Annotated in this window: 19 protein-coding genes and 1 tRNA gene; 6 read left to right on the top strand and 14 right to left on the bottom strand. The window is 63.5% G+C overall.

Annotated elements, in window-relative coordinates:
• Positions 1-2: 2 nt before the first annotated feature.
• From NT26_RS16265 to argH, 4 genes are all read right to left on the bottom strand, one after another.
• Entirely contained in the window at positions 3-2687 is a 2685-nt protein-coding gene (locus tag NT26_RS16265) for a TIGR02302 family protein (protein ID WP_052640309.1), read from the bottom strand.
• A 159-nt stretch (positions 2688-2846) separates the two neighbouring features.
• On the bottom strand, positions 2847-4115 hold the full coding sequence (lysA, locus tag NT26_RS16260; protein WP_052640308.1) for a diaminopimelate decarboxylase: 1269 nt from the start codon (positions 4113-4115) through the stop codon (positions 2847-2849).
• A 12-nt stretch (positions 4116-4127) separates the two neighbouring features.
• Positions 4128-4328, bottom strand: a complete 201-nt coding sequence (gene lptM / locus NT26_RS16255) for an LPS translocon maturation chaperone LptM (RefSeq protein ID WP_052640307.1) — start codon at positions 4326-4328, stop codon at positions 4128-4130.
• Between the two features lie 85 nt (positions 4329-4413).
• A complete protein-coding gene (argH, locus tag NT26_RS16250) occupies positions 4414-5817 on the bottom strand; it encodes an argininosuccinate lyase (protein WP_052640306.1) in 1404 nt (467 codons plus the stop codon).
• A gap of 24 nt (positions 5818-5841) precedes the next feature.
• On the opposite strand from argH, the gene tlpA reads away from it, so the two are divergent.
• The gene (tlpA, locus tag NT26_RS16245) at positions 5842-6501 is read left to right on the top strand and encodes a thiol:disulfide interchange protein TlpA (protein WP_052640305.1); all 660 of its coding nucleotides are present in this window, start codon (positions 5842-5844) and stop codon (positions 6499-6501) included.
• A 4-nt stretch (positions 6502-6505) separates the two neighbouring features.
• Here tlpA and NT26_RS16240 read toward each other — a convergent pair whose 3' ends face one another.
• The 7 genes from NT26_RS16240 to NT26_RS16210 all read right to left on the bottom strand — a co-directional run bounded on the left by NT26_RS16240 (position 6506) and on the right by NT26_RS16210 (position 11765).
• Positions 6506-7390 carry a 3-hydroxybutyryl-CoA dehydrogenase gene (locus tag NT26_RS16240; protein WP_052640304.1) on the bottom strand — a complete coding sequence of 295 codons (885 nt, stop codon included), beginning with the start codon at positions 7388-7390 and terminating at the stop codon, positions 6506-6508.
• Between the two features lie 121 nt (positions 7391-7511).
• Positions 7512-8441: an electron transfer flavoprotein subunit alpha/FixB family protein gene (locus NT26_RS16235; RefSeq protein ID WP_052640303.1), complete on the bottom strand. Its 930-nt coding sequence runs from the start codon at positions 8439-8441 to the stop codon at positions 7512-7514.
• Positions 8442-8466: 25 nt separating this feature from the next.
• Positions 8467-9216 carry an electron transfer flavoprotein subunit beta/FixA family protein gene (locus NT26_RS16230; RefSeq protein ID WP_052640301.1) on the bottom strand — a complete coding sequence of 250 codons (750 nt, stop codon included), beginning with the start codon at positions 9214-9216 and terminating at the stop codon, positions 8467-8469.
• Positions 9217-9369: 153 nt separating this feature from the next.
• Positions 9370-10116, bottom strand: a complete 747-nt coding sequence (locus tag NT26_RS16225) for a rhomboid family intramembrane serine protease (RefSeq protein WP_052640299.1) — start codon at positions 10114-10116, stop codon at positions 9370-9372.
• A 19-nt stretch (positions 10117-10135) separates the two neighbouring features.
• The gene (locus tag NT26_RS16220) at positions 10136-10708 is read right to left on the bottom strand and encodes a cob(I)yrinic acid a,c-diamide adenosyltransferase (protein WP_052640297.1); all 573 of its coding nucleotides are present in this window, start codon (positions 10706-10708) and stop codon (positions 10136-10138) included.
• A 2-nt stretch (positions 10709-10710) separates the two neighbouring features.
• Positions 10711-10908 (bottom strand): twin transmembrane helix small protein, encoded by a 198-nt coding sequence (locus NT26_RS16215; protein ID WP_052640291.1) that lies wholly within the window; start codon positions 10906-10908, stop codon positions 10711-10713.
• A gap of 23 nt (positions 10909-10931) precedes the next feature.
• Positions 10932-11765: an SDR family oxidoreductase gene (locus tag NT26_RS16210; RefSeq protein WP_052642284.1), complete on the bottom strand. Its 834-nt coding sequence runs from the start codon at positions 11763-11765 to the stop codon at positions 10932-10934.
• A gap of 65 nt (positions 11766-11830) precedes the next feature.
• On the opposite strand from NT26_RS16210, the gene NT26_RS16205 reads away from it, so the two are divergent.
• Positions 11831-12778, top strand: a complete 948-nt coding sequence (locus tag NT26_RS16205) for a YihY/virulence factor BrkB family protein (protein WP_077548717.1) — start codon at positions 11831-11833, stop codon at positions 12776-12778.
• On the opposite strand, the gene gluQRS is transcribed toward NT26_RS16205, so the two are convergent.
• A complete protein-coding gene (gluQRS, locus tag NT26_RS16200; protein ID WP_052640289.1) occupies positions 12743-13624 on the bottom strand; it encodes a tRNA glutamyl-Q(34) synthetase GluQRS in 882 nt (293 codons plus the stop codon). The genes NT26_RS16205 and gluQRS overlap by 36 nt on opposite strands.
• Between gluQRS and NT26_RS16195 the strand changes: the two genes are divergently transcribed.
• Together NT26_RS16195 and NT26_RS16190 are read left to right on the top strand one after the other, a co-directional pair.
• A complete protein-coding gene (locus tag NT26_RS16195; protein WP_425287715.1) occupies positions 13623-14315 on the top strand; it encodes a DNA-3-methyladenine glycosylase family protein in 693 nt (230 codons plus the stop codon). The genes gluQRS and NT26_RS16195 overlap by 2 nt on opposite strands.
• A 91-nt stretch (positions 14316-14406) precedes the next feature.
• Positions 14407-14964: an HNH endonuclease gene (locus tag NT26_RS16190; protein ID WP_052640285.1), complete on the top strand. Its 558-nt coding sequence runs from the start codon at positions 14407-14409 to the stop codon at positions 14962-14964.
• A gap of 6 nt (positions 14965-14970) precedes the next feature.
• On the opposite strand, the gene NT26_RS16185 is transcribed toward NT26_RS16190, so the two are convergent.
• Both NT26_RS16185 and NT26_RS16180 read right to left on the bottom strand, forming a co-directional pair.
• Complete coding sequence (locus NT26_RS16185; RefSeq protein ID WP_052640282.1) at positions 14971-15492, bottom strand: disulfide bond formation protein B; 522 nt, start codon at positions 15490-15492, stop codon at positions 14971-14973.
• A 137-nt stretch (positions 15493-15629) separates the two neighbouring features.
• Positions 15630-15714 (bottom strand) — tRNA-Leu (locus NT26_RS16180).
• A 244-nt stretch (positions 15715-15958) separates the two neighbouring features.
• Between NT26_RS16180 and NT26_RS16175 the strand changes: the two genes are divergently transcribed.
• Together NT26_RS16175 and NT26_RS16170 are read left to right on the top strand one after the other, a co-directional pair.
• Positions 15959-16543, top strand: a complete 585-nt coding sequence (locus NT26_RS16175; RefSeq protein ID WP_052640280.1) for a hypothetical protein — start codon at positions 15959-15961, stop codon at positions 16541-16543.
• Between the two features lie 106 nt (positions 16544-16649).
• The gene (locus NT26_RS16170; protein ID WP_052640278.1) at positions 16650-18287 is read left to right on the top strand and encodes an AMP-binding protein; all 1638 of its coding nucleotides are present in this window, start codon (positions 16650-16652) and stop codon (positions 18285-18287) included.
• Position 18288: the final 1 nt, after the last annotated feature.

The following is an 18288-nucleotide window of genomic DNA, read 5'->3' as shown; positions in this document are numbered from 1 at the left end:
GGCTAGCGTATTTCCAGCAAACGCTCCAGGTAACGGCGCTCGATCTCACCCGCTGACGGTGCCGGGAACTGTTCCTGAATCGCGGTACCCAGTTTTTCGCGAATGGCCTCCAGAATCCGCCGCGCCTGCTGCACGTCGATCTCGTTTGGCACCTTCACCTGATCGCCGAAGTCGGGACCCTGGGTGGCGCGTGGACGTCCCAGGGGATCCCGGCCGTTCTGGTTGCCTTGGGAGACCTCGCCAGGACCTTCACCCTGACCTTGGCCCTGTCCCTGCTGCATGGCCTGCATCATCTGCTGCATCATGTCTTGGGCGCCCTGACGCAGGGCGTTGAGGGCATTCCCCTGGCCCTGGACAGCCTGTTCGCCTTCGCCCTGGCCGAGGGCCTCGCCGGCATTGCCCATTTCGCGCTCCGCCTCTCCGAAGCCCTCGCCCGGCTGCATTCCGAGCTCCTTGAGACCCTGCTGCAGTTCCTGGAGCTTCTTGCCGAGGCCTTCCTGCTGGGCTTGCAGGTTCTTCAGCGCTTCCCGCAGTTGTTCCGCGGTCATCTGGTCGGTGGTCGATCCTTGTTGCCCCTGCTGGCCGGGCTGGCCCTGTTGTCCCTGCTGCTGCTGCTGCTCGTAGGGCTGCTCTCCCTGCTGCCCAGGGTCGCCGCGCTGCATGCGGTCGCGCAAGGCCTGCTCCAGCTGGAAGGTCTGGTCCATCAGGCGCTGCTGTTCCTGCATGATCTCGCCGAGCTTGTCGATCTGCTGGCGCATCTGGCTGTTCTGCTGCTGCCCCTGCTGGCCTTGCTGCATGCGACCGGCCTGGAGGTTGTTCATCATCTGCTGCAGTTGCGAGAGCATCTGCTGGGCCGCATCGCGATTGCCCGAGCGAGCCAGATTCTCGATCTGGTCCAGCATGTTCTGCAGATCGCGCTGGCGCAGCATGTTCTGGGCCTGCATGTCCTGGGGCGCGCGCGGGCTGTTCTGCAGGCGCTGGGCGAGCTCTGACATGAATTCCTGCATGGCCTGGCGGAGCTCGTCCATGAGCCTGGCGATCTCCTCGTCGCTGGCGCCGTTCTTCAAGGCCTCGTTCAGGGCATTCTGGGTATCGCGAAGGCGTCGCTCAGCCGCGGAAAGATCGCCGTCCTCGATACCGAGTGCGATGTCCCAGAGGTAGTCGGCCGTTTCCTTCAACTGTTCCTCGTCGCGCGCGAGTTCCATGCGGCCATGCGCCGATCGCAGAAGCAGGAAGTGCGACAGGTTCGGGATGGTCTCATCGGGTCGCAGCGTCAGCGCCTCGTTGAGTTCGAGCGCCCGCGGCACCTGCCTGCTATCCAGGGAGAAAACCTGCCGCTGTTCGACGACCGCCGCCGCCAGCGGCTCCGAGAACGGCCGGGCGGGCAGCACCATTTCGTAAGGCTGGCTCCGTCCCGTCTGGCCTGCCCCGTCCGTCGCCAGCAATGTAATCCTCACCCGCTTTCCCGAAAGCGGGTGCTCGGTCAGGTCACGGCTTGTGAGCCCCTTGACCTCTTCCGAGCTACGTCGCGGCAGGTCGAGCGGGAAGGTCGGGAGTGGGTAAAGGGGAGTGGCGTCCGCTTCCGGTGCGTCGACCGGTTCGATCAGTGCCTGCGCTTCGCGAATGCCGTAATCGTCCTTACCCTTGAAGGATATCTCCAGCGCGCCGTTCACGGCGCGACGCGGCTGCTTGTCGAAAGCGATCTCCGGCGGTTGGTCGGGGATGACGTCAAAGGTCCAGGTCTGCCCATTGATTGCGAGTTCACCGCTGCCATCGAGCGTCATCAGGTAGGTCCGCCTTTGCGGAAGCTGGCCTGGTTGGCCGGCGGCCGGAGCGCCTTGCTGCTGCTGTGCCTCGTCCGTTGCCTTCTCCCTCGCGGCGGCGATCTCTTCGCTCACCAGAGCGACGGGTTCCGCTTGTGAGGCAGGTGTGTAGGTTACGACTTCCTGGCCGTCTCCACCGGTCAGGCGGACGGTCAGTTGCGAGTGCTGTGGCAGTGACAGGTCAGTCGTGGCGCCGTTAGCCCCGCCCGTCAGGAAGATTGGCGCACGTCCGGTATAGGAGGGTGGAGTCAACCACGCATCAATCCGCAGGTCGGGGGCAGAGTCGGCTGGCGCAGAGGTTGGCCGAAAGGCGTCTGCGATCGTTCCTGCTCCGTTGGAGAAGGAGAAGCCGAATGCGACGACCAGCAGGAGAGCGGGGACAGCGCGCAAGGCATGGCGGTCGTGACGCGCGATATCGGGCTGTGGCAGGCCTGCATCGAGAGCTGCGATCCGTTCCGCCATGCGGATCTGGTGCTCCTTCCACAGCGCGCGCGCGAAGAGGGTGTCGTGGGAGAGCGCATCATCCTGAACGGCGACCGGCTGGTGCGGCAGGTGGTTTCTCTCCTCCAGCAGGCGGTCGGCATCCGCGGATGCGGGCCAGCGAAGCCGAGCGATAGGCAGCAGTGTAGCGACAAACCCGACGCCGAAGACGACCAGCAGGGCCCAGCGGACCATATCCGGCATGAGGCGGAACAGGCCGAACCATGCGAAGGCGAAGAAGAGCGCAGCGACACCCAGCATAGGCAGGAGGCGCGGCATCAGGCGCTCGACGAAGAGCACGGAGCGAGCGAGGGAGCGCTTCCAGGCCACACGCCGGGCAAGTCCGGGAAGGGCGTCGAAGGCACCTTTGCGGATATTGCTCATGTCAACCGTCTCCTGTGGCGGCGCAAGATGCGGGCGTGCCGAGAGCGACGCTGCCTTCGAACCAAGATAGCGATCTTTATGGCGAAGACGAGAGCGCTCCTGCGGCGAGCGGCAGAAATCCGTCCGCTTCCTGTAATTGTGAACAGGACGAGATAAGGGTCAGGCGAGCCAGGCGGGTATCGAATCCAGGCCGATCAGGTCCTCGTAGCTTCCGCGCGGACGTATCACGTGGAAGTCGCTGCCCCTGACCAGGACTTCCGGAACGAGAAGGCGTGAATTGTAGGTGCCCGCCTGCACGGCGCCATAAGCGCCGGCGGAGCCAACGGCAATCAAGTCCCCGGGCTTCGGCGCCGCCATCTCCCGATCAAGCGCAAGGTAGTCACCCGTCTCGCAGACGGGTCCTACAATATCGCCACGGATTCGTGGCGCGCTGGCCGCGGCCGCAATCACCGGGCGTATCTCGTGATAAGCGTCGTAAAGCGTCGGGCGGATGAGATCGTTCATGGCGCCGTCGACGATGACGAAGGCCTTTTCGCCGCCGTCCTTGACGTAGATGACCTCGGTCACGAGGATGCCGGCATTGCCGACAATGAGCCGGCCGGGCTCGGTGACGATCTTGCAGTCCAGCGAACGCAGCTGTCGCTTCACCGTCTCGGCGTAGGCGTCGGGAAGCGGCGGTGGATCATTGTCGTCCTTGTAAGGAATGCCGAGGCCGCCGCCGATATCGACATGGTCGATCCTGTGGCCGTCGGCGCGTAGCGTATCCACCAGTTCGCGCAGCAGCCGGAAGGCATCCTCGAATGGCTGCAGATCGGTGATCTGGCTGCCGATATGCATATCGATGCCGGTGACGTCTATTCCCGGCAACTGGGCCGCATGCGCATAGACGGCGCGGGCGCGCTCATAAGAAATCCCGAACTTGTTTTCCTTCTTGCCCGTGGAAATCTTCGCATGGGTGCGCGCGTCGACATCGGGGTTGATGCGGAAGGATACATGGGCGCGGGTACCTTTACGCTGCGCCCGCTGGTTCAGGACTTCGAGTTCCGGCTCGGATTCGACGTTGAAGCAGTAGATGCCTGCCTCGAGTGCCAGATCCATTTCCGCCGCGGTCTTGCCGACGCCGGAGAACATGATGCGGCTTGCGGGGATGCCGGCCGCCAGCGCCCGCCGCAGTTCACCTCCGGACACGACGTCAACCCCGGCTCCGAGGCGCGCGAGCGTCTTCAGCACCGCCTGGTTGGAATTCGCCTTCATCGCGTAGCAGACCATCGCGTCGACATCCGCGAACGCCTTGGCGAAGACGGTGTAGTGGCGTTCCAGCGTTGCGGTGGAGTACACGTAGAAGGGGGTGCCGACCGCCTTGGCAATCTCGGGAATCGGCACGTTCTCGGCGTGCAACACGCCATCGATGTAGTGAAAATGGTTCACGGCTGTTGTCGCTCAGAGCAAGGGATCGAGCAGGAAGCGCTTCTCGGGAACCGGCTCCGGCTTGCGGTCGTCTCCCGTCTTGCGGATGTTCTGCTGCTCCACAGGAGTGCTGGGGCGGTCGAGATCACCCTTGCGGCCGCATCCGGAAAGGACGATGCCGGCCACCGCCAGCGTCAGGGCGATGCCGCCGAATTTTTGCACGAGCTTCGACATTCCGTTTCCTTCATCAACCAGCCTGCGCTGGTGTCATAGCGGAGTTCCTGCCGCTTGTGCAGTCACTCTGCGGTCATTTCGATGGCTAGTTGCGAGCGCGCCACCAGGCAATCTGCTTGCGCACTTCCGACGGGGCGGTGCCACCGAAACTGGTGCGGCTTGCGACCGACGCATCGACCGACAGGACATCAAAGACCTTGTCGGTGATGGCATCATGGATGCCCTGTAGTTCCTCCAGCGAAAGCTCTGCGAGGTCGCAGCCCTTCTGCTCGGCAAGCGCAACGGCCCGGCCAGTCACGTGGTGGGCGTCGCGGAACGGCAGGCCCGCCTCGCGCACCAGCCAGTCGGCGAGGTCGGTGGCGGTCGAGTAGCCGGACCCGGCTGCAGCGCGCATGCGGTCGGCGCGGATGGTCATGTCGCGCACCATCCCGGTCATCGCGGCAATCGTGAGTTCCAGGTTTTCTGCGGCATCGAAGACCTGTTCCTTGTCTTCCTGCATGTCCTTGGAGTAGGCGAGCGGCAGGCCCTTCATGACGGTCAGCAGTGCGACGAGCGAACCGTTGATGCGTCCCGTCTTCGCGCGGACCAGTTCGGCCGCATCGGGGTTCTTCTTCTGCGGCATGATAGAGGAGCCGGTCGAGAAGGCGTCCGACAGGCGGATGAAGCCGAACTGCGGCGTCGACCAGATGACGATCTCTTCCGCAAGCCGCGACAGGTGCATCGCGCAGATTGCGGTAACCGACAGGAATTCCAGCGCAAAATCGCGGTCGGACACGGTGTCGATGGAGTTGCGGGTGGGCTCGCGGAAGCCAAGCGCCTCAGCCGTCATGTGCCGGTCGATCGGGAAACCCGTGCCGGCGAGTGCGGCGGCGCCGATCGGGCTTTCGTCCAGGTGTTCGATGGCGTGGCGCACCCGCTGCCGGTCGCGGCCGAACATTTCGACATAGGCCATGCAGTGATGGCCGAAGGTCACCGGCTGCGCCGTCTGCAGGTGGGTGAAGCCGGGCATGACGGTATCGGCGTGCTCGTCGGCACGCTCGAGAAACGCGGCGATCAGGCCGGTCAGCATACGTTCGGTCTTACTCAGTTCTTCCTTCACCCAGAGGCGAAAGTCGAGCGCGACCTGGTCGTTACGGGAGCGCGCCGTGTGGAGCCGTCCGGCGGCTGGGCCAATCAGAGCGGCAAGCCGTGCCTCCACGTTCATGTGGATGTCCTCGAGCTTGCGCGAGAACTCGAACTGGCCGCTCTCGATCTCTGACAGGATCGTGTTCAGCCCTCCGACAATCTTGTCTTTATCTTCGCCGGAAATGATGCCTTTTGCAGCAAGCATGGTCGCATGCGCCATTGAGCCGCGGATGTCCTGGGCGTAGAGCTTCTTGTCGAAGCCGATGGAGGCATTTATCTCCTCCATGATCGCATCCGGGCCGGAGGCGAAGCGACCGCCCCACATCTGGTTGGAGGATACCGCGTCCTTCGTGCCGTCAGCCATGATGCATACGTCCTGGAGTGCTAGATGACGAACAAGAGACCGCTTGGCCTTCCCTCCGCCAGATTGATCGTGATTGCCGCCGTGGCCGGGCTGATTGCCGGCGCCGTGGCGGTATACGTGAGGAACACCGGGTCTGGCAATGGCGAGGTCGCCGCCGACGCTGGCGCGTGCGAGGGCACGGTGGAACTTGCCCGGACGGTCGACGAGTTCGCGCGGGGTGAGGTTGCCGCCATGGCCGCCGCCACATCGCCGCGGCTGATCGACCTCTCGTTCAAGGGGCCTGAGGGGCAGGACCTGAAGACGAGCGATTTTGCAGGCAAGACCGTGCTGCTCAATCTCTGGGCGACGTGGTGCGGCCCGTGCAGGGAGGAGATGCCGGCGCTGAACAATCTGCAGAAGGAGATGGGTGGGGAAGACTTCGAGGTCGTCGCCGTCAACATCGATACGGGCTCAGACGAAAAACCTAAGGCATTCCTGGCAGAAACCCGGGTGGATGCGCTCGGCTATTACCGCGACAGCACGATGGGCGTGTTTAACACCATGAAGAAAGAAGGACTTGCCTTCGGACTTCCCGTCACGCTCATCCTCGACAGGAAGGGCTGCCTCGTCTCCGCCATGAATGGCCCCGCGGTCTGGGACAGCACGGATGCCAAGGCATTGATCACGGCCGCAAAGGGTTCGTGACGCCTCAGCGCGTCGGGATCGGCGTTTCGCCGCGGTAATCGTAGAAGCCGCGGCCGGATTTCCGGCCAAGCCAGCCCGCTTCCACATATTTTACCAGCAGCGGGCAAGGGCGGTACTTGGAATCCGCCAGACCGTCGTGCAGCACCTGCATGATCGACAGGCAAGTGTCGAGCCCGATGAAGTCTGCCAACTGCAACGGCCCCATCGGGTGGTTGGCACCGAGCTTCATGGCCGTGTCGATGGCCTCGACCGAGCCGACGCCTTCATAGAGGGTGTAGATCGCCTCATTGATCATCGGCAGCAGGATGCGGTTGACGATGAAGGCCGGGAAATCCTCGGCGACCGTGATCGTCTTGTCGAGCGTCGAGACGAATTCCTTGGCGGTGGCGAAGGTCGTTTCTTCGGTCGCGATCCCGCGGACCAGCTCCACCAGCTTCATGACCGGAACCGGATTCATGAAATGGATGCCCATGAAACGTTCCGGGCGATCGGTCGCAGAAGCGAGGCGGGTGATGGACAGGGACGACGTATTGGTGGCGAGCAGCGCTTCCGGCTTCAGGATCGGACAAATCTGCGCGTAGATCTTGCGCTTGACGCTTTCGTCCTCGGTAGCCGCCTCGATCACGAGGTCCATCGGTGCCAGGTCGTTGAGATCGGCCGAGCCGCTGATGCGTGACAGCGCCGCCTTGCGATCCTCGTCGGACAGCTTGCTGTTCGTGACCTGCCGGGCAAGGTTGCCGTTGATGGTTGCCAGGCCAGCCTCGATGCGGTCCTGCGAGAGGTCGTAGATGTGCACCTTGTAGCCCGCAATGGCAGCGACATGGGCGATGCCGCATCCCATCTGCCCTGCCCCGATCACACCGACGTTTTGAATACTAGCCAAACCCATGGACCTGCTCCCGAGGCGTCCGGCGGCGCCTGCTTTGATGCCGGCCCCTCGAAGGGCCGGCCTTTCTTATCTTGGCCGACTGGCGTCAGTTCTAGCGTTTTTCGCAGGTGCGAAGCAACGACTAAAGCGACTCCTGGAGTTCCGGCAGAAGTTCGAACAGATCACCTACGAGACCGTAGTCGGCGACCTGGAAGATCGGCGCCTCCTCGTCCTTGTTGATGGCGACGATGACCTTGGAATCCTTCATACCGGCCAGGTGCTGGATCGCTCCGGAAATGCCGGCGGCGATGTAGAGGTCGGGCGCGACGACCTTGCCGGTCTGGCCGACCTGCCAGTCGTTCGGCGCGTAGCCCGCGTCGACTGCCGCACGCGAAGCGCCGACTGCGGCACCCAGCTTGTCGGCAAGCGGAAGGATCACTTCGTTGAACTTGTCGGCCGAGCCGAGGGCGCGGCCGCCCGAAACAATGATCTTCGCGGAGGTCAGTTCCGGACGCTCGGAAGACGCGATCGCGTCGGAGACGAAGCTGGAAAGGCCGGGATTGGCCGCTGCCGAAACCGTCTCGACCGAAGCCGAACCGCCTTCGCCTACAGCCGAGAAGGCTGCGGTGCGCACGGTGATCACCTTTTTTGCATCGGTCGACTGCACCGTCTGGATGGCATTGCCCGCATAGATCGGCCGCTTGAAGGTGTCGGCAGAGACCACTTCGATGATTTCGGAAACCTGCATGACGTCCAGCAGTGCTGCGACCCGTGGCATGACGTTCTTTGCGGACGCCGTTGCCGGGGCAATGATGGTGTCGTAGCTGCCCGCCAGCGACACGATCAGGTCGGCCAGCGGTTCGGCCAGGTTATTGGCAAGGTCTCCGCTGTCAGCGAGCAGGACCTTAGAGACGCCGTCGAGCTTGGCGGCCGCATCGGCGGCAGCCTGTGCGCCGGAGCCGGCGACGAGGACGTGGATGTCCCCACCGATCGACTTCGCCGCGGTCAATGCCTTGGCGGTCTGATCGGAAACGCTGCTGTTGTCGTGTTCTGCCAGAAGAAGAATGGCCATGTCTTTGTCTCCCTGTTCTTCCGACTTAAAGCACGCCGGCTTCGGTCTTGAGCTTCTCGACGAGCTCGGCAACGGTCTTCACCTTGATGCCGGCCTTGCGGCCGCCCGGCTCCTCGGTCTTCAGCACCTTGAGGCGCTGCGCCGTGTCGACGCCGAAATCGGAAGGCGTCTTCTTGTCGAGCGGCTTCTTCTTTGCCTTCATGATGTTCGGCAGCGATGCATAGCGCGGCTCGTTGAGGCGAAGGTCCGTAGTCACGATTGCCGGCAGCTTCACGTCGATCGTCTGCAGCCCGCCGTCGACTTCGCGCGTTACCTTGGCGGATCCCTCGGCAAGCTCGACCTTGGATGCGAAGGTCGCCTGGCCGCACTTCAGGAGGGCGGCGAGCATCTGGCCGGTCTGGTTGCTGTCATCGTCGATCGCCTGCTTGCCCATGATGACGAGGCCAGGAGCTTCCGCTTCGGCGACACCCTTGAGGATCTTGGCAACAGCCAGCGGCTCGACCGTGTCGTCCGTCTCCACCAGGATTGCCCGATCGGCACCCATGGCGAGCCCGGTGCGGAGGGTTTCTTCGGCCTTGGCGGGACCGATGGAGACGACCACCACTTCCTCGGCCTTGCCCGCTTCCTTCAGGCGCAGGGCTTCCTCGACCGCGATCTCGTCGAACGGGTTCATCGACATCTTGACGTTCGCGAGCTCAACGCCGGTGCCATCAGGCTTGACGCGGATCTTGACGTTATAGTCGACCACTCGCTTCACAGGTACCAGGATCTTCATGGGGTCCTTCCTTGACTTATGGAGCCGCTCGAATGCAGCCTCTCCCGTTCGTCCTCTAGTCAGTGGGCGACATGGATACCCATTTTTGGCGCGATTACAACGTGGTTTTGGGCCGCGACGCGTGCGCTTTGATCATACCGCTATGACTGCCGTCTATGGTTGGCGCGGACCGACAACAGGTACGGTGGCGCGGGTTTCGACCGCCTTGGGAATGACGATCTGGCGATCGAAGAGCGGCATGCCCTTCCGTCGCATGAAGAGGATGAGGATTGCTCCTGCCAGGATCCCGCCGACATGGGCGCCCCAGGACACCATGCCGTCTAGGTCGAGCGCCAGCATGGCGAACTGCTGCAGCAGCCAGAGCGTCAGCGGAATGAAAGCTGGAAACGGAAGCGGTATGCGGAACAGTACCAGCACCCAGAGCCGAACGCGCGGATGCAGGATGAAATAGGCGGCGACGACGCCGGATATGGCCCCGGACGCGCCGATCAGCGGACCCTCCGATGCCGGAGCGATCACCGCATGCAGCATTGCCCCGGCCGCAGCACAGAGGAGATAGAAGACCAGGAACCGGACATGTCCGAGCGCATCCTCGACGTTATCGCCGAAGACCCACAGGAAGACCATGTTCGAGGCCAAGTGCCAGAAGTCCAGGTGGATGAAAGCATAGGTGACGTAGGTCAGGCCCGTCGGAACCAGGACAAGCTCGGGATCGAGGTAGGCTTGATCGGAGGCGACGGCGGGGATGAAGCCGAGGCCGAGCGCCGCCAATTCACCTATCATCTCCGGCGTTAATGCAGTGAAGGCCCAGACTGCGACATTGGTGAGGATCAGCGCGATCGTCACATACTGGGCGCGGATGTGCTTCAGCGTGTTGGCATCATGGATCGGGATGAACATGGATGCCGCTTGCCTCTCGTTACCGATTCTTCCCCGGTACCCACAGCACATCGACCTTGCCGTCATCATTGGCGTGGCGGGCGGCGACGAACAGGAAGTCGGAGAGCCGGTTGATGTATTGCAGCGCCGGTTCGGCGACGGTCTCTCGCCGCGACAGCTCCACCATCAGTCTTTCGGCACGCCGGGACACGGTTCGGGCCAAATGCAGGGCGGCCGCAGCCGGAGATCCGCCCGGCAGGACAAAGGAGCGTAGCGGTTCGATCACCGCGTTCAGCTCATCGATTTCGCTTTCTATCCGCGTCACCTGGGCCGGTACGACGCGCAGAGGCTCGTATTCAGGGTTCTCCTCGACCTCCGGGTTGGCGAGGTCCGCGCCCAGGTCGAAGAGGTCGTTCTGGATGCGCGCCAGCATTGGATCGAGCTTCTGCATGCCGGACGTATGGAGACGCGCCATGCCGATGACCGAATTCGTTTCGTCCACCGTGCCATAGGCTTCGACGCGCAGGTCGTGCTTGTCCCGCCGCGGGCCGCTGACCAGCGAAGTCATGCCCTTGTCGCCGGTGCGGGTGTAGATCCTGTTGATCCTGACCATTTCTATCGCCCGCCGCCGGTAATCCAGAGGGTGAGCATGATGAGCACGATGGCGACCGCCTGGAGCATAAGCCGCAACTGCATCAGCTTGTTCGACTTGTTGGCATCGGTTCCCTTCATCATGTTGAACAGCCCGCGGATCAGGACGAGGACAACAAGGCCCATCACGATGACGGTGAGGATGGTGGTGAATGTGGACATTCGAGATGTAGACCTTTTTGTTGTCAGTCCAGCCGGCGCATCAGGCGGTAGAAGAGATCGGCCGGGAGGAGCCGCTTGAGCAAGGCTCCCTGCTTGGCGGGTGTCGTGACCAGATAATGTGGTTTGGGGCGGGATGCGGTCAAGGCATGCGTCAAGACGTCGTAGACCGCTTCGGGACCGAGCCTGTGTCGGTTTTTGGCACCCGTGCCACTCAGGCGGGCGAGCTGGCGCTTGTATTCGGCCGAATGCGCCGAGTTCTCCAGGTCGACATGTTCCTCGATCTTCGCCAGCGCATTGGCCGTGAAGCGCGAGGCGATCGGCCCGGGTTCGATCAGGCTGACGTGGATGCCACTGCCTTCGAGTTCCATCCGCAGGGTCACTGTCAGGCCCTCAAGCGCATACTTTGAGGCGGTATAGGCGCCGCGGTAGCGATAGGGCAGAAGCCCGAGAATGGAGGAGCAATTGACGATCCGCCCATGGCCCTGTCGGCGCATGAGCGGAATGACCTTGCGGGTCAGGTCGTGCCAGCCGAACAGGTTGGTCTCGAATTGCTCGCGAAGGACATGGGTCGCGAGATCCTCGACGGCGCCGGGCTGCCCGTAGGCGCCGTTGTTGAAGAGGGCGTCGATCTGGTCGCCGGTGCGCTGCCGCACGACCTCTACCATCGCCGCGATCGTCTCCGGCTTCGTGTAGTCCATCAGCAGCGCTTCAATGCCGTCCGCCTCAAGGGAGGCAAGATCCTCCGTCTTGCGGACCGTAGCAAAGACCTGCCAGCCGTCCCGCTTGAGGGCGCGGGCGCAATGGGCGCCGATGCCCGAAGAGCAGCCGGTAATGATGATCGATCTCTGATGCGGCATGAAAGGGTCCTGTACAAGGTGCCCGTGCATCCCATATTTCGGGTGCAGTGACAACGGAGCCGACCTTGGCCGAGAAGAAGAGCAGGATCCGCGGGCTGGGGCTCGCCTGGAAGGTCGCCTATGATGCCTATTGCCACTTCAACGAAGACGATGGCTGGGCCATGGCGAGCCATGTCGCACTGTCCGGCCTGCTTGCCCTGTTTCCCTTCCTGATCTTCGGCACCGCGCTTGCCGGATTCCTCGGCGCAGACACGTTTTCCGAAACCGCCGTGCATCTGCTCTTCGACACCTGGCCCCAGGACATTGCCGATCCCCTGTCGCGGGAGATCGAGCAGGTACTGACGATCCCGCGCGGAGGGCTTCTCACGCTGTCGGTGCTTGCGGCCGCCTACTTCGCGTCCAATGGCGTCGAAGCCTTGCGGGTGTCGCTGAACCGCGCTTATCGGGTCAGCGAGACGCGGGCCTGGTACATAACGCGTCTCGCAAGTCTCGGCTACGTCATCGCGGCCGTCATCATCTTTGCGGTCATCAGCACCCTGCTTGTGGCGGTGCCCGTTGCCCTCCACTATGGAGAACGCTTCTTTCCCTGGCTGCAGGATCTCCTTCGCGCCGCATCCGATTGGGGGCTCTACGGTACCGTTCTGGTCCTGATGGGCGGCCTCATCCTGTCGCACAAATGGTTGCCGGACGGGCACCGGCGGATCATCGACGTGCTGCCCGGTGTCGTGGTGACGCTCGTCCTTTGGACGATCGGCGCGCTGATATTCGCGTCCTACCTGGCCACGTTCGCAAACTACGCGGCGACCTACGCGGGTCTGGCGTCCGTCATGATCGTGCTCGTCTTCCTCTACATGGTGGGCGTGATCTTCATGCTGGGCGCAGAGATCAATGCGGCGCTCATGAAATATCGCGTCTATTCCGTGGTCGTGCATGCGCGCCGCAGGCGCAACAACCGAGACAGCCGGATCAAGGATGCCTCAGAGCCCGATCCGTCGGCGAATGTCGGCGGGTGAGGCGCCGGCGGCCCTGAGTGCCGCGAGCCCCGTCGACTGCTCGCTCTTCGAGAGCTTCCGGCCATCCGGCCCGAGGATCAGCCGGTGGTGGTGATAGACCGGCTCGGGAAGACCCAGCAGTTCCTGCAGCAGCCGATGTACCGAGGTTGCATGGTAGAGGTCGACGCCGCGGACCACGTGAGTGATCCCCTGCAGTGCATCGTCCACCACCACCGAGAGATGATAGCTCGACGGCGCATCCGAACGAGACAGGATGACGTCACCCCAGGCCGCAGGGTCCGCCTGCATTTCCTCTTCGCAGCCTTCTCCCGTCTCCCGCCATGTGAGCGGACGGGCGACCCTTGCCAGCGCCCCTGCCATGTCGAGACGCCATGCGTGCCGGCTGCCTTCCGCCAGCAGGCGCCGACGCTCCGTCTCGCTCCTCTTACGGTCGGCGTCCGGATAAAGCGGCGATCCGTCCGGGTCGCGAGGCCATACCTCACCGGCCGCCTCATGCGCGGCAACGGCGGATTTCACGTCGCCGCGGGTCATGAAGGCGGGGTAGACAAGCTCCATCTCCCTCAGCCGATCCAGCGCCGCGCCATAGTCGCCAAAATGCTCCGACTGGCGGCGGACCGGTTGCTCCCATCGAAGTCCCAGCCAGGCGAGGTCCCTGTAGATGGCTTCCTCATGATCCGGCGTGCAACGGGCGAGGTCGATATCCTCGATGCGCAGCAGAAAGCGCCCGCCGACCGCCTGCGCCATCTCATGGTTGAGAATGGCGGAGAGCGCATGGCCGAGATGCAGGGGGCCGTTCGGGCTGGGCGCAAAACGGAAGACGGGTCTTTGACCGGGTGGTGCGAGCATGGTTTCTTCTGGCATGAAATCGGTGGCGGGACCACAGGGACAAAACATGTGCATCATCCGCAACGAAAGCGACATCCAGGTCGGCCTTGCGGCGCTGGCGTCACTCGACCCGCGGCTGGTGCCGGTGATCGAGGCTGCCGGTCCCGTGCCGCTGAGGTTGGTGGAGGCAGGCTTTGCCGGGCTAGCCTTCATCATCGTCTCGCAGGTGGTCTCGAAAGCGAGCGCCGCGGCGATCTGGAACCGCATCCGCGCGGCGGGACCAACCACGGCCGAAACCTATCTTGGCCATCAGCCGGCAACGATTGCGTCCTTCGGCTTGTCGCGCGCCAAGGCAGCCACGCTCGCACATGTTGCCCGAGCTGTGGCCAATGGTGAGGTAGACCTGGAAGAAGTCGCGCGGATGGAGCCCGCCGCTGCGATGGCGAAGCTGACGGCGCTTTACGGGGTGGGGCCATGGACGGCCGAAGTCTATCTGATGTTCTGCGGCGGCCATCCAGATATATTTCCGTCAGGCGATGTCGCCTTGCAGGCTGCTGCCGCCCATGCTTTCGGCCTGCCGGGAAGGCCATCCGCCCGGTCGCTCGCGGGGATGGCGGAGGTTTGGCAGCCATGGCGTTCGGTCGCGGCCCGACTTCTATGGGCCTACTATTCCGCCAGCATCCGCAAAGATGTGGCCCCAGTTGCGGGGTAACTACTGCCCACCACTGTTATTTCTGCTTCACAATTCTGTGGCAACGGACCTAATATAAAACTGCGGATGCCGAATCGGTAAGGAGTACCCCTTGACGATTGCAGTCTCTCCCCAGGCCTTGCCGGCGCTCGTCCTGAACGCCGACTACCGGCCGCTGAGTTACTATCCCTTGTCGCTGTGGTCCTGGCAGGACGCGATCAAGGCCGTATTCCTGGACCGTGTGAACATCATCGCCGAATACGAACAATCCGTCTCGTCGCCCAGCTTTTCCATGCGCCTGCCGAGCGTCGTCAGCCTCAAGACCTACGTGCAGCCCACTCGCCACCCGGCCTTCACCCGGTTCAACGTCTTCCTGCGCGATCGCTTCGAGTGCCAGTACTGCGGTTCCCGCGACGAGTTGACCTTCGACCACGTTATCCCGCGGGCACATGGCGGGCAGACGACGTGGGAGAACGTCGTGGCTGCCTGTTCTCCCTGCAATCTTCGCAAGGGTAGCAAGCTGCCGAAGCAGGCCGGCATGTTCCCACACCAGAAGCCTTATCCGCCGACGGTGCAGGACCTTCACAACAATGGCCGGCTCTTCCCGCCGAACTACCTGCACGAAAGCTGGATGGACTATCTCTACTGGGATACCGAACTGCAGCCTTGAAGCCGTTCAGGCCGTCTTCTCCGACGCGCCGAGGAAGGCGACGGCAGCCAGCATCACGCTCGCAATCACGTTCCAGCCGGCGAACGACAGACCAAGTACCCGCAGCGATGCCTGCGTGCAGGATGGGCCGTGAAAGGCGTTCAGATCGTCCAGGAGGCTGCCGGCATTGGTTGTGATGCCGGGCGAACTGGTGGCGCAGGTGGCCGGACCCTCCCAGAACCCCCACTCGACGCCCGCGTGATATACGCCCATGCCAGCACCCACGATCATCATCACACCGATGAGCGCGAGCAGGCTGCGGGTAACCCATGGGGGTGCACGGAAGCTGGCGGCGATGATCGCAGCGATACCGACCGGGATTCCATAGTAGTAGGGGTCGCGCTGCAGCAGGCAGAGCGCGCAGGGGATGTAGCCGCCGATGTGCTCGAAGGCGAGCGCTCCGCCAACGGTCGCCACCATGCCAAGGGTCACCGCGGAAGCGTAGATCAAGGGGCGGGAAAGGGCGGGGGAGCGGGTTTCAGATGGCATGCACATCTCCGGGCCGGAGGCCGATCAGGGTCGTTGCTCATTAGAACATCGGACCGGACGACGCAATTGTCCCGAGTCGAGCACGAAGACGACCCTCACACATCTGCGTGAGACGCGGCTCTGGATGTCAGGGAGGATGGTGCCCCGTGCCGGAATCGAACCAGCACTCCTTTCGGAACCTGATTTTGAGTCAGGCGCGTCTACCAATTCCGCCAACGGGGCACGGAAGGTATGGAATGGCCTCTATCATGGGCGCGCGCTGCTGCGCAAGTGAGGAGGTAGCCGGCAGCTCGGAGGCTTCTGCGTGCTTCCGGCACAGAAGTCCATCCGACAGTGACCCAGCGTTAATGATCACGGCAAAGCGGAGGGCTCCCGGGAAACCTTCTCCATGCAACGGCGGTTCCGTACATGCCCGCGATGGTTGCGGGTCTCGTATGGAGGAATGGCCATGAATGTTAGGAGAAGCATGCTTCTCGTCTCCGCTTGCCTGCTCTTGCCGGCTCTCGGGCCGGCGGGTGCGCAGGAAGCGGGAGTGTCGGTAGGTGGCGTCAGCGTCGGCGTCGATACCAGCGACGGCCTCGGAGTCGGGGCTTCGGTCGGCGGTAGCAACGGCGTGGACGCAAGCGCGAATGTCGGAGGGAGTAGCCTCGCCGATGTGGATGCGTCCTTGGGCGGCACCGATGGCGTGAATGCGAGTATCGGTGCGGATATCAGCGATGGTGTCGATGTCGATGCAACCGCCTCGATCGGAGGCTCGAACGGGGTCAATGCCGGTGCCGGGGTGCGGGCCGGCGGAGGTTCGGGCGTCGGGGCCGATGTTGAACTCGGAATCGGTGGCGCCGGCGCGGGTGTGGGCGGGCCGGGTGCGGGTGGGCCGGGCGTCGGAGGTACCGAGCCCGACCTCACCCCGGCGCAACGTGAGGCCTTCAACGCCATGTCCGAAGACGAGCAGCGCCGGCTGCTCAACCGTTGCGATGACCTGCTCTCGAGCGGCACCGACGCCGAACTGGCGGCCTTGTGCCGGATGCTGCGGATGACCGCGCAGCGTTAGGCTGCGATACGCATGATGATGGGCCAAGGGGGCAGGCACGGCTGCTCCTTGTGGCCGCGGCCTGCTGGTGCTAGCAGATTGCAACGCTGAAAACGCGACACAGGCCATGCTGCTTCCAAACGCTCAATCTTCCTACGACGAAATCCTTCGCAGTTTTGAGTGGCGCATCCCGACCAGGTTCAACATTGGCCATATGGTTTGCGATGCGTGGGCGGAAAAGGAGCCGGCGCGCATCTGTCTGCAGCACTTCAGTCCCGATGGGCAGCACCTCACCATGACCTATGGCGAGCTTCGCGAAAAGTCCTCTGCGCTCGCAAACGGATTGCGGTCCCTCGGGATACGCCGCGGCGACCGGGTGGCGCTTCTAATGCCGCAGGGCTTCGATACGGTCGTTGCCCACGTGGCGATCTACAAGCTCGGCGCGATCGCATTGCCATTGGCGCTGCTGTTCGGGGAAGATGCCCTGGAGTATCGGCTGCGTGCGTCGGAAGCAGTGGCAATCGTGACCAACGAATTCGGCCTGCCGCGCTTGCAGGCAATCCGCGCGAGGCTGCCGGCTCTGCGGCATCTCGTCGTCGCGGGAGGGGCCGTCGCCAGGGATGGTGTGCTGGCGTTCAATGATCTGCTGGATCAGCATCCATCGCGGTTCGAGGTCGCGGCGACCGGCCCTGACGACCCCGCACTGATGATCTTCACGTCCGGCACCACCGGACCGCCCAAGGCGGCGCTCCATGGCCATCGAGTGCTGGCCGGCCACATTCCCGGTTTCCAACTGGGACATGAGTTTGCCCCACAGGAGGGGGATCGCATCTGGACACCCGCCGACTGGGCCTGGGCCGGCGGCCTGTTGAACGTGCTCCTTCCGGCGCTGATGCTTGGCATACCGGTGGTCTCCTCGCCGGCGCAGAAGTTCGACCCTGACATGGCCTTCCGCATCATCGCCGAGATGGATGTCCGCAACGCCTTCATTCCGCCGACCGCGCTTCGCCTGATGAAGTCTGTCGCCGAACCGCGGTCCCGTTACGAGCTGCACCTGCGAACGATTACCTCGGCGGGCGAGGCACTCGGACGAGAGACCTATGAGTGGGCCCGCAACGTCCTCCGCGTCACCGTCAACGAGCTCTATGGCCAGACAGAGTGCAACTTCGTTCTCGGTTCCTGTGCTGCACTCGGCGTGACCAAGGCGGGTGCTATCGGGAGGAGCGTGCCGGGGCATGACGTGGCCGTCCTTGATGAACGAGGTCTTGAAGTCGCGGATGGTGTCGAAGGCGAGATCGCCGTCAGGGCGCCCGACCCGGTGATGTTCCTCGGCTACTGGGACGATCCGGCTGCGACGGAGGCAAAGGTTAGGAACGGTTGGCTACTGACGGGCGACATAGGGCGCCGGGACGCAGAAGGCTTCGTGGAGTTCGTCGGGCGGGACGACGACGTGATCACCTCGGCCGGCTACCGGATCGGCCCGGGGGAAATCGAGGATTGTCTCAGCGGCCACCCCGCCGTCCGACTCGCTGCCGTGATCGGCAAACCGGATCCGCTGCGCACGGAGATCGTCAAGGCCTATGTCGTCCTTCGCGAGGGGCACGAGCGTAGCGAACGCCTCGCGGCCGAGCTTCGCGACTGGGTCAAGCACCGGCTGTCGATGCATGAGTACCCCCGGGAGGTGGACTTCGTCGACGATCTGCCGCTGACGACGAGCGGCAAGGTGATCCGCCGGATGCTGCGCCTGCGTGCGGCAGCGGAATGAA

It is taken from the genome of Pseudorhizobium banfieldiae (assembly GCF_000967425.1).
GTDB lineage: Bacteria > Pseudomonadota > Alphaproteobacteria > Rhizobiales > Rhizobiaceae > Neorhizobium > Neorhizobium banfieldiae.
Note: the sequence above shows the minus strand (reverse complement) of the source record. Positions and strands in the feature narration are given on the sequence as shown.

Bases quoted from the DNA above. Each gene is read 5' to 3' on its own strand.
- NT26_RS16170 (WP_052640278.1), top strand. From the start codon at position 16,650: ATGCTGCTTCCAAACGCTCAATCTTCCTACGACGAAATCCTTCGCAGT.
- NT26_RS16210 (WP_052642284.1), bottom strand. From the start codon at position 11,765: ATGCCGCATCAGAGATCGATCATCATTACCGGCTGCTCTTCGGGCATC.
- NT26_RS16215 (WP_052640291.1), bottom strand. From the start codon at position 10,908: ATGTCCACATTCACCACCATCCTCACCGTCATCGTGATGGGCCTTGTT.
- gluQRS (WP_052640289.1), bottom strand. From the start codon at position 13,624: ATGCTCGCACCACCCGGTCAAAGACCCGTCTTCCGTTTTGCGCCCAGC.
- NT26_RS16220 (WP_052640297.1), bottom strand. From the start codon at position 10,708: ATGGTCAGGATCAACAGGATCTACACCCGCACCGGCGACAAGGGCATG.
- NT26_RS16175 (WP_052640280.1), top strand. From the start codon at position 15,959: ATGCTTCTCGTCTCCGCTTGCCTGCTCTTGCCGGCTCTCGGGCCGGCG.
- NT26_RS16265 (WP_052640309.1), bottom strand. From the start codon at position 2,687: ATGAGCAATATCCGCAAAGGTGCCTTCGACGCCCTTCCCGGACTTGCC.
- NT26_RS16185 (WP_052640282.1), bottom strand. From the start codon at position 15,492: ATGCCATCTGAAACCCGCTCCCCCGCCCTTTCCCGCCCCTTGATCTAC.
- NT26_RS16235 (WP_052640303.1), bottom strand. From the start codon at position 8,441: ATGGCCATTCTTCTTCTGGCAGAACACGACAACAGCAGCGTTTCCGAT.
- NT26_RS16225 (WP_052640299.1), bottom strand. From the start codon at position 10,116: ATGTTCATCCCGATCCATGATGCCAACACGCTGAAGCACATCCGCGCC.
- argH (WP_052640306.1), bottom strand. From the start codon at position 5,817: ATGGCTGACGGCACGAAGGACGCGGTATCCTCCAACCAGATGTGGGGC.
- lptM (WP_052640307.1), bottom strand. From the start codon at position 4,328: ATGTCGAAGCTCGTGCAAAAATTCGGCGGCATCGCCCTGACGCTGGCG.
- tlpA (WP_052640305.1), top strand. From the start codon at position 5,842: ATGACGAACAAGAGACCGCTTGGCCTTCCCTCCGCCAGATTGATCGTG.
- NT26_RS16240 (WP_052640304.1), bottom strand. From the start codon at position 7,390: ATGGGTTTGGCTAGTATTCAAAACGTCGGTGTGATCGGGGCAGGGCAG.
- NT26_RS16195 (WP_425287715.1), top strand. From the start codon at position 13,623: ATGGTTTCTTCTGGCATGAAATCGGTGGCGGGACCACAGGGACAAAAC.
- NT26_RS16230 (WP_052640301.1), bottom strand. From the start codon at position 9,216: ATGAAGATCCTGGTACCTGTGAAGCGAGTGGTCGACTATAACGTCAAG.